Annotated in this window: 16 protein-coding genes; 3 read left to right on the forward strand and 13 right to left on the reverse strand. The window is 52.3% G+C overall.

The annotated features are described in order from the left end of the window. Positions 1-144: 144 nt before the first annotated feature. Positions 145-498, reverse strand: a complete 354-nt coding sequence (gene ardB / locus K0I63_RS18485) for an acrylate reductase cytochrome subunit ArdB (RefSeq protein WP_220081971.1) — start codon at positions 496-498, stop codon at positions 145-147. Positions 499-524: 26 nt separating this feature from the next. Next, positions 525-2,045 (reverse strand): acrylate reductase flavoprotein subunit ArdA, encoded by a 1,521-nt coding sequence (ardA, locus tag K0I63_RS18490; protein ID WP_220081972.1) that lies wholly within the window; start codon positions 2,043-2,045, stop codon positions 525-527. Between the two features lie 303 nt (positions 2,046-2,348). On the opposite strand from ardA, the gene K0I63_RS18495 reads away from it, so the two are divergent. Continuing rightward, on the forward strand, positions 2,349-3,278 hold the full coding sequence (locus tag K0I63_RS18495) for a LysR family transcriptional regulator (protein ID WP_220081973.1): 930 nt from the start codon (positions 2,349-2,351) through the stop codon (positions 3,276-3,278). Positions 3,279-3,375: 97 nt separating this feature from the next. Here the strand turns inward: K0I63_RS18495 and acuI are convergent, their stop codons facing one another. Further along, positions 3,376-4,356: an acrylyl-CoA reductase (NADPH) gene (acuI, locus tag K0I63_RS18500; RefSeq protein ID WP_220081974.1), complete on the reverse strand. Its 981-nt coding sequence runs from the start codon at positions 4,354-4,356 to the stop codon at positions 3,376-3,378. Between the two features lie 103 nt (positions 4,357-4,459). After that, a complete protein-coding gene (locus tag K0I63_RS18505; RefSeq protein WP_220081975.1) occupies positions 4,460-6,235 on the reverse strand; it encodes a sigma-54-dependent Fis family transcriptional regulator in 1,776 nt (591 codons plus the stop codon). Positions 6,236-6,562: 327 nt separating this feature from the next. Between K0I63_RS18505 and exaC the strand changes: the two genes are divergently transcribed. Beyond that, entirely contained in the window at positions 6,563-8,083 is a 1,521-nt protein-coding gene (exaC, locus tag K0I63_RS18510; RefSeq protein ID WP_220081976.1) for an acetaldehyde dehydrogenase ExaC, read from the forward strand. Positions 8,084-8,158: 75 nt separating this feature from the next. On the opposite strand, the gene K0I63_RS18515 is transcribed toward exaC, so the two are convergent. The 7 genes from K0I63_RS18515 to K0I63_RS18545 form a co-directional block, all read right to left on the reverse strand. Continuing rightward, positions 8,159-8,500: a hypothetical protein gene (locus K0I63_RS18515; RefSeq protein WP_220081977.1), complete on the reverse strand. Its 342-nt coding sequence runs from the start codon at positions 8,498-8,500 to the stop codon at positions 8,159-8,161. 162 nt (positions 8,501-8,662) lie between these two features. Continuing rightward, positions 8,663-9,148, reverse strand: coding sequence for a hypothetical protein (locus K0I63_RS18520; RefSeq protein WP_220081978.1), 486 nt, complete (start codon positions 9,146-9,148; stop codon positions 8,663-8,665). Between the two features lie 79 nt (positions 9,149-9,227). Then, positions 9,228-9,641, reverse strand: coding sequence for a hypothetical protein (locus K0I63_RS18525; protein ID WP_220079329.1), 414 nt, complete (start codon positions 9,639-9,641; stop codon positions 9,228-9,230). Positions 9,642-9,754: 113 nt separating this feature from the next. Further along, positions 9,755-10,129: a hypothetical protein gene (locus tag K0I63_RS18530; protein ID WP_220081979.1), complete on the reverse strand. Its 375-nt coding sequence runs from the start codon at positions 10,127-10,129 to the stop codon at positions 9,755-9,757. Between the two features lie 133 nt (positions 10,130-10,262). After that, positions 10,263-10,682: a hypothetical protein gene (locus K0I63_RS18535; RefSeq protein WP_220081980.1), complete on the reverse strand. Its 420-nt coding sequence runs from the start codon at positions 10,680-10,682 to the stop codon at positions 10,263-10,265. A gap of 592 nt (positions 10,683-11,274) precedes the next feature. After that, positions 11,275-11,667 carry a hypothetical protein gene (locus tag K0I63_RS18540; RefSeq protein ID WP_220081981.1) on the reverse strand — a complete coding sequence of 131 codons (393 nt, stop codon included), beginning with the start codon at positions 11,665-11,667 and terminating at the stop codon, positions 11,275-11,277. A 151-nt stretch (positions 11,668-11,818) separates the two neighbouring features. Continuing rightward, the gene (locus K0I63_RS18545; RefSeq protein ID WP_220081982.1) at positions 11,819-12,412 is read right to left on the reverse strand and encodes a cysteine dioxygenase family protein; all 594 of its coding nucleotides are present in this window, start codon (positions 12,410-12,412) and stop codon (positions 11,819-11,821) included. Positions 12,413-12,619: 207 nt separating this feature from the next. On the opposite strand from K0I63_RS18545, the gene trmL reads away from it, so the two are divergent. Next, a complete protein-coding gene (trmL, locus tag K0I63_RS18550) occupies positions 12,620-13,084 on the forward strand; it encodes a tRNA (uridine(34)/cytosine(34)/5-carboxymethylaminomethyluridine(34)-2'-O)-methyltransferase TrmL (protein WP_220081983.1) in 465 nt (154 codons plus the stop codon). A gap of 16 nt (positions 13,085-13,100) precedes the next feature. On the opposite strand, the gene K0I63_RS18555 is transcribed toward trmL, so the two are convergent. Both K0I63_RS18555 and K0I63_RS18560 read right to left on the reverse strand, forming a co-directional pair. Continuing rightward, entirely contained in the window at positions 13,101-13,610 is a 510-nt protein-coding gene (locus tag K0I63_RS18555) for a single stranded DNA-binding domain-containing protein (RefSeq protein ID WP_220081984.1), read from the reverse strand. Then, positions 13,594-14,145: a protein-tyrosine phosphatase family protein gene (locus K0I63_RS18560; protein WP_220081985.1), complete on the reverse strand. Its 552-nt coding sequence runs from the start codon at positions 14,143-14,145 to the stop codon at positions 13,594-13,596. The genes K0I63_RS18555 and K0I63_RS18560 overlap by 17 nt, the downstream gene beginning before the upstream one ends. Between the last annotated feature and the right edge of the window lie 81 nt (positions 14,146-14,226).

The raw sequence follows: 14,226 nt of genomic DNA on the forward strand, positions 1-14,226 counted from the left end.
CAGGGATAATTAACTGTCTTTGTCGCTCGAAGATGTTGCACAAGCCTGAGGGGAAGCTGTCAGTGCTCGTGACACCCGCTTTACAGCGGAGGAGATGCAAGATGAGAGAAGCCCATGAAGCTCATGGGCCTCTCTTAGAGGAAGTTACTCTTTATGCTTGTCAAACTTGAAGGTATGACAGTTACTGCATAAAGGTTTCTTCGACTTATGTTCGCCATGACATTCCTGACAAGGCAGGTCTTTACCATAGTGAAGGTTGTTGTGTGGATTCTGCCACTGATCCTCTTCGCTACGGGCCGTCTGTGCGGCCAGGTCATCGACATCATGGCACTGCAGACAGGCCTGATCCGATGGGAACTGTTTAATGCCATTGTCATGGCACACCTTACAATCTTTGCCGATCACCTCTTTGTGCCAGGCACGTTGCTCTACCGCCTGGGCCGACAGACTCACTAAGCCAGCTAAGACCAGCGCGAGTACAATATTTACCTTTTTCATTATTGATTCCTCTTAATAACCGGTCGTTAAGCTTTCATGACGCTGCGCGCAGCCGTCATACCCATTACCATACACTCAGGAATTGAGCAGCTACCCAGGCGACTGACGCCGTGGATACCACCACATACCTCGCCCGCGGCGTACAGACCAGGAATCGACTTGCCGGTGAAGCTGTCTTTCACCTCAGCCTTGGTATTCACCTGAACACCGCCCTGGCAGTAGTGCACTTTTGGCCATAGGCGAACCACGGTAAATGGCGCCTCGATATACTTATCTTTCGCCTTGGTCATGTTCTTGCCGAACTGCTTATCTTCACCGCTCTTCACATAGCCGTTGTACTCTTCAATCTGCGCTTTCAGCGGCTTCAGAGGTACATCGAAGTGTTTCGCCAACTCTTCGATGGTGTCGAACTTCCAACCCACGTTGTATTTGATCACCTTCTTGGTGTTCGGATGCTTCTTAGAATCCTTGTAGCTGGTGATCAAGATTGGCGGTAGCGCGTTACCCTGCTCGTCACGGCATGCCAACTCGGCATCGGCGCGGGTCTTGCGGTCGGCAATCTCATTCATGAAACGCTTACCCGTCAGGCGGTTGATCGCCATAGAGTGTGGGAAGTTGTAGATAGAGTAGTTAGACACATAGCCAAAGCCCCCCTCATCAGGCGATGCCCAAGGGCCAGACTGAATGTGTGCCAGATGCACTGGAATCGCGCCCAGGCGGAACATCTCATACATGCCTTCACCTGTTGCGCCTGGGGCATTGGTACAGCCCACCTCAGAGGTCAGTGTCGGGTCCTGCGCCATACGCAGATCCACGTTTTGCGCGAATCCGCCGGTTGCCATGATCACCCCGCGCTTGGCACGGATCTTCAGCACTTTGCTGGGCTGGTCTTCGCCGAAGTGGTAGTTCTCACGCATTTTCACGCCGAGCACTTCGCCCTTGTCGCCCACCAGGAAGCCTTCAAACTTAGAACGGTTATGGGTGTGAACACCCAGCTTCTTACACTCTTTATAGAGGGGCTGAGTAATACCGGCGCCACAGCTAACGGTCGTCTGGTAAGTACGAGCCACAGAGTGACCACCAAGCTGTTGCAGGTAAGGATGGAACTCGGCGCCCGCATCTATCGTCATCTGCAATGCCTCGACGGCGTGCGAAGCTACATGGCGCAGCAGGGCTTCGTCGGCGATGCCGCGGCCGGACTTGAGCTGGTCCGCCACCATACGATCGACCGAGTCTTCTACCCCCTCCTTCTTCTGCATCGGCGTACCAGGCGCCGCAAACAGGCCACCATTAATGGCAGAGTTACCACCGAAGTAGGCCATTTTCTCGAAGATATGGACATCTTTCGCGCCCTTGCGCGTGGCTTCAATCGCGGCCGCCAAGCCTGCGAAACCTGAGCCGATAATCAATACTTCAACTTCTTTGTCCCATTTCACACCGTCAGCTTTCTCGGAAACTGCCATCGCAGGCGCGGCCATTGCGACACCCGCAGCGGCTCCCATACCCTTAATGAAATTACGGCGTCCTAGCAGATCTACATTGCTCATCTGTTATCACCCTTTTGGTTTTATTCGACAGCACCATCTTAGGGCTGGAATGGGTTCCAAAACGGGAGTGAATCAACACTTGTTTTTAAAACAACTTGCTTACATAACCAAACTTGTAGCCAGCTCAAAAATCACCCAGAAACACTACCTTGTGAGTATTTTGGAAACCATTCCAAAGCATGACGCCGCAGTCCATAACCCCCGAGAGGAGTGAGACATGGTTCAATGGCAAGATAAAAAGTCAGGCAAGAGCTGGCCCGCACTGGTAAGTTAGGCCCTATGTAGACCTACCTCAGCCGACCTATGGAACTCGAAGATATCTATCGACAGGACTTAAGCCTATTAATCGCCCTGCAAGTCTTGGTCGAGGAGTGCAGCGTCACCCGCGCCGCTAAACGGTTACACCTGAGCCAATCAGCCACCAGCCGCATCTTGGCACGGTTAAGGCAAATGCTGGATGACCCGCTATTTTCTCGGGTGGGTCAGCAACTGGTACCCACTCAGTACGCCTTGGACTGCTACCGTCAGCTTCAGGGGCCGACCAGCGAACTGCTCACACTCTTGACGCCGAATGCTTTCGTGCCCGGCCAATGCCGACAAACCTTTACCCTGGCGGCCACCGACTTTGCCATTCAGGGTCTCTTGCCCTTCATCCTGCCGGAGATCTATCAACAGGCGCCAAACATCAGGCTGAACATCCTACCGGTACAGCACCAGACGCTCGCCTCGCAGCTCAGCCTGCAAGGGGTAGATATGGCAATCTGCCGCGCCTTGGGTCAGGTGTCGCCACTTGCCAGCACGCCGCTGGGTCGTGTCGGTGTTAGCTGCCTAGTCTCCAGCTATCACCCGGTGGCGGATCGCCCATTAACTCTCACGGATTACCTGCACTATCCCCACGCCACCATCGCCATCAGCGACGGGGTTAAGGCGATCGTCGATGCAGCCATCGCCCAACATCCGCCCCGGCACGAGTGCTTGCGCACCGCACATCTAGACAGCGCCCTGGCCCTACTGTCGATTCATCCCCTCATTATCACCCTGCCCGAGGGACTGGCAGAGATGGCCGCCGCCCGCCACCGACTCAGGGTCAAGCCCCTGCCCTTTGAGATCGCCGCGCTCAACTACAGCCTGTTTTGGCATTCGCGCTGCGAGCTGGATAAGGCCCAGGCCTGGTTGCGGGGCAAGATCACCGAACTCATTCGGCCGCTGCTTGGCCAGCAAGGGAAGCCCTAGGCGCGGCGAGCCACGCCTTAGCGGTAGAGATACCATTAGCCGATGAGCAGGCAAAAAAAAGTGGCCAAATGGCCACTTCTATATCTGAGAGTAAAGGCTACACCTTAACTAATACTCGGCCGGTGACCTTACCTTTGACTATCTTGTCGGCGTACTCGCCCAGCTGCTCAAGGCCTATGGTCTGGCAGGCCTGCTGATAGTAGCTTTCGGGTAGGAGTTCAAGCACCTGATCCCAAGCTTTTATCCGCTTGTCGATCGGGCAGGCAACAGAGTCTATCCCCAACAGATTAACCCCACGCAGAATAAAAGGCATTACGGTTGTCGGCAGGGCGAAACCGCCCGCCAGACCACAGATGGCGGCGCTACCACCGTATTTCATCTGCGCCAGCGCCGTGGCCAGAACCTTGTTGCCTACGGTATCGACCACACCAGCCCAACGCTGTTTCTCCAGTGGGCGGCTATCCAGTTCAAGCTCGCTACGATCAAGCACTTCACTGGCACCTAAAGATCTTAACCAGTCGCCGTTAACCTCGACGCGGCCCGAGCTGGCTACCACGCGATAGCCAAGCTGAGCCAGCAAGGTCACGGCCACCGAGCCGACACCGCCGCTGGCACCTGTCACCAACACATCCCCCTGCTGAGGGCTAACCCCCGCTTGCTGTAGCGCCTGCACACACAACATGGCTGTTAGACCTGCCGTGCCTATCATCATCGCCTTGGCACCATCGCAGCCCTTAGGCATGGGCACCAGCCAATCTGCTTTGACACGCGCCTTCTCAGCCATGCCGCCCCAATGGTTCTCGCCAACACCCCAGCCAGTCAATATCACCTCGTCACCGGGCTGAAAACGAGAGTCGGCCGACTCGCTCACCACACCGGCGAAGTCTATGCCCGGCACCATGGGGAACTCGCGAATGATCTTACCAAGGCCGGTGATCGCCAGGCCATCCTTATAGTTGAGCGATGAGTAACTCACCTCCACCAGCACCTCACCCTCGGGCAGATCGCTCTCAGGCAGCAGTTTCACATCGGCTTGGGTCTGTCTATCTAGCTGGGTCAATACGAGCGCCTTGAACATGGGGCCTCCTTAACAACAAAATGGACTGACAGATTAGTGCATCTGCCATCATGAATACACTGCACATTTTGCATGAACTGCATGCAGCTTGCGCATAGCTAGATCAGGGTTTGAGCCCCAAGGCCTTGAGTTTTCGATACAAGGTATTGCGGCTGATCCCTAAGTGTTTGGCACAGCGACTGACATTGCCCTCAAATCTGTGGAAGCTGGAGACGATATTGGCGTTGACCATCAGGCTAAGCTCGCTCTCGCAGGCCGCCATCTGCTCGTCCGCCTGCTCAGGCCCCTGCAGCTGGGCCTGCAGGGTGTCGGGCAGATGCTGCCAGTTGAGCTCGGGATCGCCATCGGCCATCAGACAGGCCACCTGCATCAGGTTATCCAGCTCCCTCAGGTTGCCCGGCCAGTCATGGGCCAGCAGACGCCTTAGCAGCTGAGGGCAGAGCTGCTGCGGCGCCTGACGATAGCGCCTATGCAGCTTGTGAATGATGCGCTCAATGTCGCTGCGCTGACGCAGGGGCGGCAGTGACACCTGCAGGCCGTTGAGGCGATAGTAGAGATCCTCCCTAAACGCCCCCTCACTCACCAGCTGGCGCAGATCCGCGTGGGTCGCGGCCACGACCTGAATATCCACCTTGTAGCTGCGATTGCCGCCCACAGGCACCACCTCGCGCTCCTGCAGCACCCGAAGCAAGCGGCTCTGGGTCGCCAGCGGCATCTCGCCTATCTCGTCGAGAAACAGAAAGCCGCCGTCGGCCTGACGTATCTTGCCCTCGAACCCCTGACGGGAGGCGCCGGTGAAGGCCCCGGCCTGATAGCCGAAGAGTTCAGACTCCACCAGATCGGCGGGCAGCGCGGCGCAGTTAACCGCCACCAGGGCCGCCTGGGCGCGGGCACTCTGTCCATGGAGCTTCTTCACAAACTGCTCCTTGCCCACCCCTGTCTCGCCGCAGATAAGCAGAGGAATATTGCGCCCCACCACTTTGTTGGCCTGCTGCCAGGCACGCTCTAGCTTAGGGTCGCGAAAACGCACGCCTATCTGCTGGCTCACCAGCTGACTAGGCCGAGTTTCGACCAGCTGCTGGGTCTTGAGGTGCAGGCGTTGGTCCTGACACACCTGCTCACCGCTGTTCCAGCTCGCACCCAGGTGACGGTCGATATCGTCGCCGATGCGCGGCCTGTGTAGCAGACGCTTGGCCATGGCGTTGCAGCCCAAGAGCTTACCGTCGACATTGGCCACCACTATCCCCTGCCAGCCTGAGGTGATCAGCGACGCCTGCTCGGCGAGATCGATGCGGTAGTGACTGCCGGGCAGATGACACAAGAGCGCCGTCTCTATCTGTTGCACCAGACTGGCGATGAGCACTAGGGTCTGCTGGGTGTGACGCTGCTGCTCGCTGGTGATGTCGATGGCGCCGAGCAGTTCTCCCTCGGGGGAGAAGATGGGGCTGGCGGTACAGCTCATAAATCTGTGGTGACGGATGAAGTGCTGCTCGCCTATCACAGACACCGTCTGCCTGGCGGTCAGGGCCGTGCCTATGGCGTTGGTGCCCTTGTGCTCCTCACGCCAATTGACCCCCACATCCAGGGCGACGTTGGCCAGCTTGTCCGAGTAGCGGCTGACGCCCCAATGGCAGAGCACATAGCCGTCGCGATCCGAGAGGATCAGCCGGCTCTGGCTGTGGGCCATCATCTGATTAAACAGGGGCAATGCATGCTGTTTGGTGAGATTGATGAGTTGCTTGTTGGCGTGATGCCGCTCGGCGAGCGCCTCGGCGTTGAGTCGTAATTCTTGCGGTAACTTGGCTTCGCTTAACCCTGCGCCCTGACTACGAGACCATGAGTCAGACAACCAAGCCTGTGTCTGTGGAGCTATCGTCATAACAGTGTTCCATTTTGGCACACCCGAGGTGCGCACTTATGTCACAGTGCATGCCAACTGCCAGTGCTACACCATCCTGGACCACGCACATTCGGACATCAAAAATTAGTTTTTCATCATACTGTTACTCCAGCCACATCACAACTCCTGCCAGTTTGGCCTAGGCTTTGCGTTAGCTAATCGGAGTCTGCGCCCTATTGAACACAAGCATGACACTCAAATGGGGCACAGCTAAAAAATTTAAACCTGTTGTTTTTTAAACATAAAAATAGGGCGCCCGGCAGAGGCGTCTTTCGACAAGACAAAAACCATACAAGGAAGCTCAAGATGATCTACAGCAAGCCAGGCACGACAGATGCCATAGTTAACTTCAACTGCCGTTACGATAACTTCATTGGGGGGCAGTGGGTCGCGCCTGTGGGCGGGGAGTATTTCGATAACCGCTCACCCGTCGATGGCCAGGTGTTCTGCCAGGTCGCCCGATCGGACGAGCGCGATATCGAGCTGGCGCTGGACGCCGCCCACGCCGCCAAGGATGCCTGGGGCAAGACCTCGGTGACCGAACGCTCCAACTTACTACTGAAGATCGCCGATCGCGTCGAGCAAAATCTGGAATTTCTGGCCGTGGCCGAAACTTGGGAGAACGGCAAGGCGGTACGCGAAACCCTGAATGCGGATCTGCCGCTGTTTGTGGATCACTTCCGCTACTTCGCCGGTTGTATCCGCGCCCAGGAAGGCAGCGCCGCCGATATCGACAACAACACCGTCAGCTACCACTTCCCCGAGCCGCTGGGCGTCGTCGGCCAGATCATCCCCTGGAACTTCCCGCTGCTGATGGCCGCCTGGAAGATCGCTCCGGCGCTGGCCGCCGGTAACTGCATAGTGCTCAAGCCCGCCGAGCAGACACCCGTCTCCATCCTGGTGATGGTCGAACTCATTCAGGATCTGCTGCCCGCCGGCGTGCTCAATGTCGTCAACGGTTTCGGTACCGAGGCGGGTCAGGCGCTGGCGGTTAGCAAGCGCATCGCCAAGCTGGCCTTCACCGGCTCGACTCAGATTGGCCACCATATCCTCAAGTGCGCCGCCGAGTCGCTGATCCCCTCCACCGTCGAGCTGGGCGGCAAGTCGCCCAACATCTACTTTGCCGACGTGATGGAACAGGAAGACGAGTATCTGGATAAGGCGGTTGAGGGCATGCTACTGGCCTTCTTCAACCAGGGCGAGGTCTGTACCTGCCCGTCACGTGTGCTGATCGCCGAGTCCATCTACGACAAATTTATCGACAAGGTGATCGCCCGCGCCAAGACGATCAAGCAGGGCAACCCGCTGGATACCGACACCCAGGTAGGTGCCCAGGCCTCCCAGGAACAGTTCGATAAGATCCTAAGTTACCTGGAGATAGGCCGCAACGAGGGCGCCGAGGTGCTAATTGGTGGCACCAGCTGCCAGCTGTCTGGCGATCAGAGCAGCGGCTTCTATATCGAACCCACCATACTCAAGGGCCACAACAAGATGCGCGTCTTCCAGGAGGAGATCTTCGGCCCCGTTATTTCGGTCACCACCTTCAAGGATGAGGCCGAGGCGCTGGCCATCGCCAACGACACCGAATATGGCCTGGGCGCAGGCGTCTGGACCCGCGACATGAACCGCGCCCAGCGCATGGGCCGCGGCATTCAGGCCGGACGCGTATGGATCAACTGCTACCACGCCTACCCTGCCCACGCCGCCTTCGGTGGCTACAAGAAGTCAGGCATAGGTCGCGAGACCCACAAGATGATGCTCAGCCATTACCAAAACACCAAGAACCTGCTCGTCAGCTACGACGTCAACCCGCTAGGTTTCTTCTAACCTCACTATCCGTTAAAAGCATAGAGCCTGCCGGGACACAATCCCGGCAGGCTCTATCTTTTCATAAAGATACCGCTAACTTGAACTGGATATCTTTATAATTTTGTTACTTCCACCTTTTTTCACATAGTCGATGGATACACATTGCCCATCTTTTAGAAAATTATCCAAGTGATCTTTGCTATGAAAATATAATGGGTCATCATAGTTTGAAAACTCGAAATCAACATTCCCCACATTAAAAGACTCGACAATAGTACCTTGCTTTGGCTTTTTCACCTTGTAATTTGTTAGGCAACCTTTGACATTTGAGTACGTTTTATTTTCGACTATATTTTGCAACTCGACTTGCCTCATATAACTAAAAATAAAGGCTATTACCCAAAAAGCCATTAAACCTGTGAATGCACGAACCAAAGTAACTCTTTTTATTTTGGTTACTTTAGATGCGACCTCCGAGAACACTGGATACTTGAGAACAATCGTGATTAGTAAAAAAATAAAAATTGGTGTTATCAATAAGTCGACACTTGCGTTTGTCGTAACTTCGAAATATGTAGTCAAACTATTTTCATCCAGTTAGCGCCCGTATAAGAGACCAAAAAAATCACTTAACCACATTTGCAACAAAGGAGCACATGGCAAGCATTTTCCATCCATTCCCCAATGGTACTTGTTAGGTACACTTTGCCATTTTATCCTTAACGACATAGAACAATAACAGCAAAACATAGCGATAAAACCACCATAATAGAACTCTTGATATGGAGCGTAAACAAACGCATCACTAAGACCGCTAAAGCGGATAGTTTCAGCACTACCAAAAAATATAAACAACACTAGTAAGATTGAGTTGTGAGCTTTTGTTCGAGGCCCCAATAAATAGCCGCAACTCACAAATAAGAAACCGGTCAGTAAATCAGGCCAATATCCGCAAATAAAAGCATTGTTTTCAACCGAGCAAGCATCAAAAGCAGGGCTAGGGAAAAGCAACAAGCAGAACAAAGCTACCGAAATAGCGCCAATACTCCTACCAATTTTTAGAATTCTTCCGTGACTTGCCATGTTTACCTAATGCCCACATTTGGGACAGCCGAAGCGCAGCATAAGCCGTCCCAACTCGTTGGGAGACAATATACACTTGTTAAATATTTTGGCACCAAACATCCAGAGTACCTTTTGTATACAAGCCAGAGTTTTCGGAGTAGATGCCATTTACCACTTGGCTCAAGTCAGTTAAATTTAATTTGCAGGAAAAAGGCAACTTACCATGAGATTGACTAACCGCAGATATACGAATTTGACCTGCCTGCTCTTCAAACCATGCATAGAAAATCATATTTAGATCACGGCTCTTTCGTTGGTAAAGATCTGCACAACCGGTTAAAAACTCCTCTGCTGATTCTCTACCCAACTCTTTGAGCAGTTCTTGATTAAAGCCAAACGACACCATATTTGATTGTGCCTCTTCATTGATTTCATCTGAGACACAAATCTTAGCTTCTTCCTCAAGCTCCTCGAGCCATTTATTGCATGTGGTATGTATTTTCTCTGACATTTAACACCCGCCTATTGGGAAAATTGAGTTAGCTAAACTTGAGCGACTCGAAAAACCTGTGAAAATCAGATGCGACAAACTAACCAATTAAATCAATATCTTACACCTTTCACTTATACATCCACCAGTAAAGCACATATAAATACAATACTGCTAATAACGCCATAAGCAACACATTTAGCATTACGAATTTGATGCTGTTTAGCTAATAAAAATAAATTCAAGTTATTATAGCGCTGATAGATGATTGCCATAACGACAAAAAACGCAATTACGACAGTAGCAATATAATGCTTCTCGCTAAATAAAACATTGTTTAGACTTGTAACTAAACCGCCAAAGAAATACTCGCTAAACAGTAACATTGACCACAAGTTTAGAAGTATAAAAAATGACAGAGTTGTCGAAGCGGATATAGCAGAATAAAAATGCGTACCGCCTTTATTTATTTCTCGAAGTGCTAAAGATAAGAATAGTGATTTCAACATCTAAACCCTCTGATACACCTAACTCTTAAATAAGGGGCGATAACGCGTAGGGCATAATAGCTAAGCGGCCCTGCATGTTAGCGTGCCAGCGAGCGATAGCGAGTGACTTAATTTTATTGTTATGTGCCATTGCTCAATAATACCTGCAGTTTGACTTTGGTAAGCTTTGCACTTCCGGTGATGACTTTACAAATGTCACAAACTCGGACTGCTCATTGTCTAACAGAGTAAAACAAGAGGTCGACGTACGAGAGTTAATGTTAAAAATAGTCACCTCAAACGGGTAGCTACTAACACAGATTTGCTCTATTTCATCTGAGTCTATAGTTCCTTTTGTTATATCCTCTTTAGCTAGCTCCAACATTTCTACACCGTCACGTTGATCAAAATGAATTTTGACTTGAACGGTGTCTTGTTCACCATTGCATAAACTACGTTCAAAAACATTATCAAGTGTACTAAAACTATCTGAGCCGGCCCGAAATGTTGCATATGTTTGTGTTCCTGTGCACGCAACGAACAATGGTAATGTCAGAATAAACAGGAATTTCATAGTATTTACCTTGGCACATAACATTTTATTAGTGGGCATGTGCATTTACCTCGTTAGAGCAGTGAAAATGCGCATTATTAACTGATTGTATTACAAAGAAGTTATCACCTTTGCTTCAAATAAACCATCCAGAAAAACGCGCACGAATACAGGCTAAAAATCGTTCAAAATCCTTATAATTTTAATATGACAGTATGCTGATTCAGTTTTTAATGGGGGGTAGTGAATTACATCACAGGAGTGTAACGATGAATATCTTTAGATCAGAAAGTAGGTTCGTTGCTGAACCACCGACAACGAGCTAACTCATTTTAGGGCATAAATAAGTCAGCGCTTTACCTCCCTTCTCTCCCCAACACCGCCAAATCGAAGAAACGATAGATACCGAGTGTAGATGCATCTGCGGACGTCGATGGCAGGGATGCCATCGTCGAGCCTCCAAGGACGGATTCACGGCGTGTAGCAGATGTATCTGCACATAAGCGAGCCGCAGGCTATTGACAGAATTTGAATGATCGACCTTCAAATCCCTATCAAACATTAACTCAGTCAGACGCTAAACCGTGACAACTAGAGCCCTAATGTAGTGAGGTTAGCTATGAATATCCTGGAGTGTCGACACCACCCCATCCAATACCGACAACCAACTTTCTACCGACTTATTCGTTTTCCAAACAGACGAGAACCCTGACTTGCAGGGCGTTAACATCAAAGCGTGGCTTTCTCCCTCATCACTGTAGGTGATCTTTATGTACTTGAGAGGAAAAGGTTTAGCCGTGCGTGGGTAAATCCCAGATTCAATATTAGAGATTGAATTCAAGGGGATAACAAATGCGTTTTTCTGACTCTTAAATGTTATCGATTCAGCTGTCAGCGTTAGCTCGCCCCTATCGGTATAGATATAAAACCATCGGCCGACAAAGGTTTGCATATGCTCTAATGTGGAGAGGTAACAGCCTTCTTGCTTTACAACATTTTCTTCCATGACTTCAATCCGTTACTTAGTCCATTACTTAATCTATTACTTAGCCAATGTATCATTCTAAGCTAATTGCACCGATTGGCTAACTCCTGATGCATGGCCACAGTAAAGGATATTCAGTCTAGGCGCTAGTCGCCCAGCTTTCTCCATCGGCCTACTCGCCGGAGCGATCCCATATATTCGGCATCACACTATTCGAATACCCAGATATAAATGGCTTCTTACTCCCGGTATCGGGGTCATAAACATGGCGCTGCACCGCACCTATGTTGCCGCCATAGACATGAATGCTAATTGATACTCCCTCCAATAGAGCATTAGAAACCCTATGGATATCGCCGATATCGGGCGAGACCAGATCGACACCGCCAACGGGCAACTCATGACTACCGCTGGCCCGCAAGCAAACCGCAGCCTCGTCCAGCTCATATTCCTCACAGCGCTCGGCGCCGCGCAGTACGCCCACCATACCCCACACAGTATGGTCATGAATGGGCGTGGTCTGCCCCGGTGACCAGACGAAGCTCACCACAGAGAAACGCTCCAGAGGATCGCAGTAGAGCAGATACTGCCGATAGCTCTCAATACTCGGCTGAGCAAAAGCATGGGGTAGCCAGTCATCATGAGCAATAAGCTCCGACAGCAGCGACTTGCCGTCGGAAAAGATACGCGCCTCATCGCCGCCGACCTGCTCGACCAGCCGAGTAAAGGACTGAACAAAATCCCGCAATCTGCCAATGTTTTCCATATACACTCCCTGGCCTTAATACCATCAATCAAGGCTAGGTGATCTGCCTTAGGCAATAAATAGGCAATAGGTCGATAGCGGATAAAAGCCACAACGACTAACCAGCCTCCCCTCATCAGTCAGGCCACAACCTTCTGCAAAAGGGCTGTTTTCCCCCATCCCCATTTCCCTTATAATCGCCGCTCATCCGTTCAAAGGTAAGCCAAGATGTTCCATATCGCCCTCTATGAGCCAGAGATTGCCCCCAATACCGGCAATATCATCCGCCTGTGCGCCAACAACGGCTGCCAGCTACACCTTATCGAGCCATTGGGTTTCGATCTTGAAGAGAAGAAGCTGCGCCGCGCCGGGCTAGACTATAGCGATCTGACCCGGGTTACCCGCCACAAGGACTTCGAGAGCTTCTTGAGCGCCATGGCCGGCAAGCGCATCATGGCCTGCACCACCAAGGGCAGTCGCCCACACAGCGAAATCGCCTTCGAGAAGGACGATGTCTTGCTATTTGGCCCCGAGACCCGCGGCCTACCGATGGAAATCATAGAATCTATTCCCACCAGCCAGCGCCTGCGCATCCCCATGGCCGCCAGCAGCCGCAGCCTCAACCTGTCTAACTCGGTCGCCATCATCAGCTATGAGGCCTGGCGTCAGCTCGGCTATGAGGGCGCCTGCTAAACCCTTGCTGTGGAGTTTATGAGGCAGGATTAAGGGCGATGCCGCGATAGACTTGATAGTCGTCATCGTCCTGATCCAGATATTGCACCTTCTGCAGCCATAACCAGCCATCTCCCTGCGGCGCGAAGCTTAAGCGGATCATCGCCGGGCGCTGCTGCACCAGGCCCTTGCCCAGCAGGGAGAAGCCACTCTCCTCCCGATACAGGGTAAAATAAAGCGTCTTATCCGGGTCGACGCCGTTGAAATAGGTAAGCTTTATCTCGCCATCTCCCTCGCGAAACCACCAGGTCTCGCTCAGCGGGTGGCTGGCGTGTTCGCTCACCGAGAGTGTCAGCTGACGCCGATCGCCGCTACATAGCCCCTGCACCTGTACCGCTTTTACCTGGCCCTTGGGCCTGGAGGCCTCCCCCTGCCAGCTCCCCGCCAGGGCCTGACAGAAGTCGGGCAGAGCTATCTTGCCCGCCGAAACCGAAGGCGAGAGTAAGATAGCTGAGAATAAAATGAGCGATTTAAAATAGTTCAACATCTTGTTTTGTTTGGTGTAAATGAGTTTCTCGATAGGCGTTTAGCGCCTCGTGTATCGGCACGCCCTCAAGCAGGGCCGCAAACATCTGCCGTTCGCAATCGAGAGAATAATGCGCCTGTATCTCCCCTTGCAAATTTGCCCACGCCGCCTGGGAGTGGCGCCGCTGCTCGTCCCCCAGCATGGCCTCCATCAGGCTCAGCGCGGTGATCACATGATTCAGCCGCTGGGAGATGCGATCGTAGAACTGAAACGCCATCACCCCGCTGTCGATTGCCTGCATCAGGCTGTCGCTGTGGGCCAGAATCTCCGCTGGTGTATCGGCCATACCATGAAGGTGTCGATTGACCTCGGTGAAATGCCCGGCCATCTGGGTAAACAGCTGCCCTAGGCCGGTGACGTTATGATCGCCATCGGTGAGCGATAGCTCTATCTGCGCCGTCGCCAATAGCAGCAGCTTAGTGGTCTCCTGCAGGTGGCACCAGTCGGTGTCATCACAGGCGCATGTGTCGCAGCGAGGCAGTATAACCTGGGTCATGGGCATCTCCTGATAGGGCTGGGCTAAGACTTGGTTAAGGTGTTAGTTAAGGCGTTAGTTAACCCTAGATGAAAGCCCATC

It is taken from the genome of Shewanella rhizosphaerae (assembly GCF_019457655.1).
Classification (GTDB): Bacteria; Pseudomonadota; Gammaproteobacteria; order Enterobacterales; family Shewanellaceae; genus Shewanella; species Shewanella loihica.

Excerpts from the sequence above, each read along its gene's own strand:
- K0I63_RS18560 (WP_220081985.1), bottom strand. The coding sequence starts at position 14,145 with ATGACCCAGGTTATACTGCCTCGCTGCGACACATGCGCCTGTGATGAC.
- K0I63_RS18545 (WP_220081982.1), bottom strand. The coding sequence starts at position 12,412 with ATGGAAAACATTGGCAGATTGCGGGATTTTGTTCAGTCCTTTACTCGG.
- K0I63_RS18520 (WP_220081978.1), bottom strand. The coding sequence starts at position 9,148 with ATGGCAAGTCACGGAAGAATTCTAAAAATTGGTAGGAGTATTGGCGCT.
- exaC (WP_220081976.1), top strand. The coding sequence starts at position 6,563 with ATGATCTACAGCAAGCCAGGCACGACAGATGCCATAGTTAACTTCAAC.
- ardB (WP_220081971.1), bottom strand. The coding sequence starts at position 498 with ATGAAAAAGGTAAATATTGTACTCGCGCTGGTCTTAGCTGGCTTAGTG.
- acuI (WP_220081974.1), bottom strand. The coding sequence starts at position 4,356 with ATGTTCAAGGCGCTCGTATTGACCCAGCTAGATAGACAGACCCAAGCC.
- K0I63_RS18540 (WP_220081981.1), bottom strand. The coding sequence starts at position 11,667 with ATGGAAGAAAATGTTGTAAAGCAAGAAGGCTGTTACCTCTCCACATTA.
- trmL (WP_220081983.1), top strand. The coding sequence starts at position 12,620 with ATGTTCCATATCGCCCTCTATGAGCCAGAGATTGCCCCCAATACCGGC.
- ardA (WP_220081972.1), bottom strand. The coding sequence starts at position 2,045 with ATGAGCAATGTAGATCTGCTAGGACGCCGTAATTTCATTAAGGGTATG.
- K0I63_RS18555 (WP_220081984.1), bottom strand. The coding sequence starts at position 13,610 with ATGTTGAACTATTTTAAATCGCTCATTTTATTCTCAGCTATCTTACTC.
- K0I63_RS18495 (WP_220081973.1), top strand. The coding sequence starts at position 2,349 with ATGGAACTCGAAGATATCTATCGACAGGACTTAAGCCTATTAATCGCC.
- K0I63_RS18505 (WP_220081975.1), bottom strand. The coding sequence starts at position 6,235 with ATGACGATAGCTCCACAGACACAGGCTTGGTTGTCTGACTCATGGTCT.
- K0I63_RS18530 (WP_220081979.1), bottom strand. The coding sequence starts at position 10,129 with ATGTTGAAATCACTATTCTTATCTTTAGCACTTCGAGAAATAAATAAA.
- K0I63_RS18535 (WP_220081980.1), bottom strand. The coding sequence starts at position 10,682 with ATGAAATTCCTGTTTATTCTGACATTACCATTGTTCGTTGCGTGCACA.
- K0I63_RS18525 (WP_220079329.1), bottom strand. The coding sequence starts at position 9,641 with ATGTCAGAGAAAATACATACCACATGCAATAAATGGCTCGAGGAGCTT.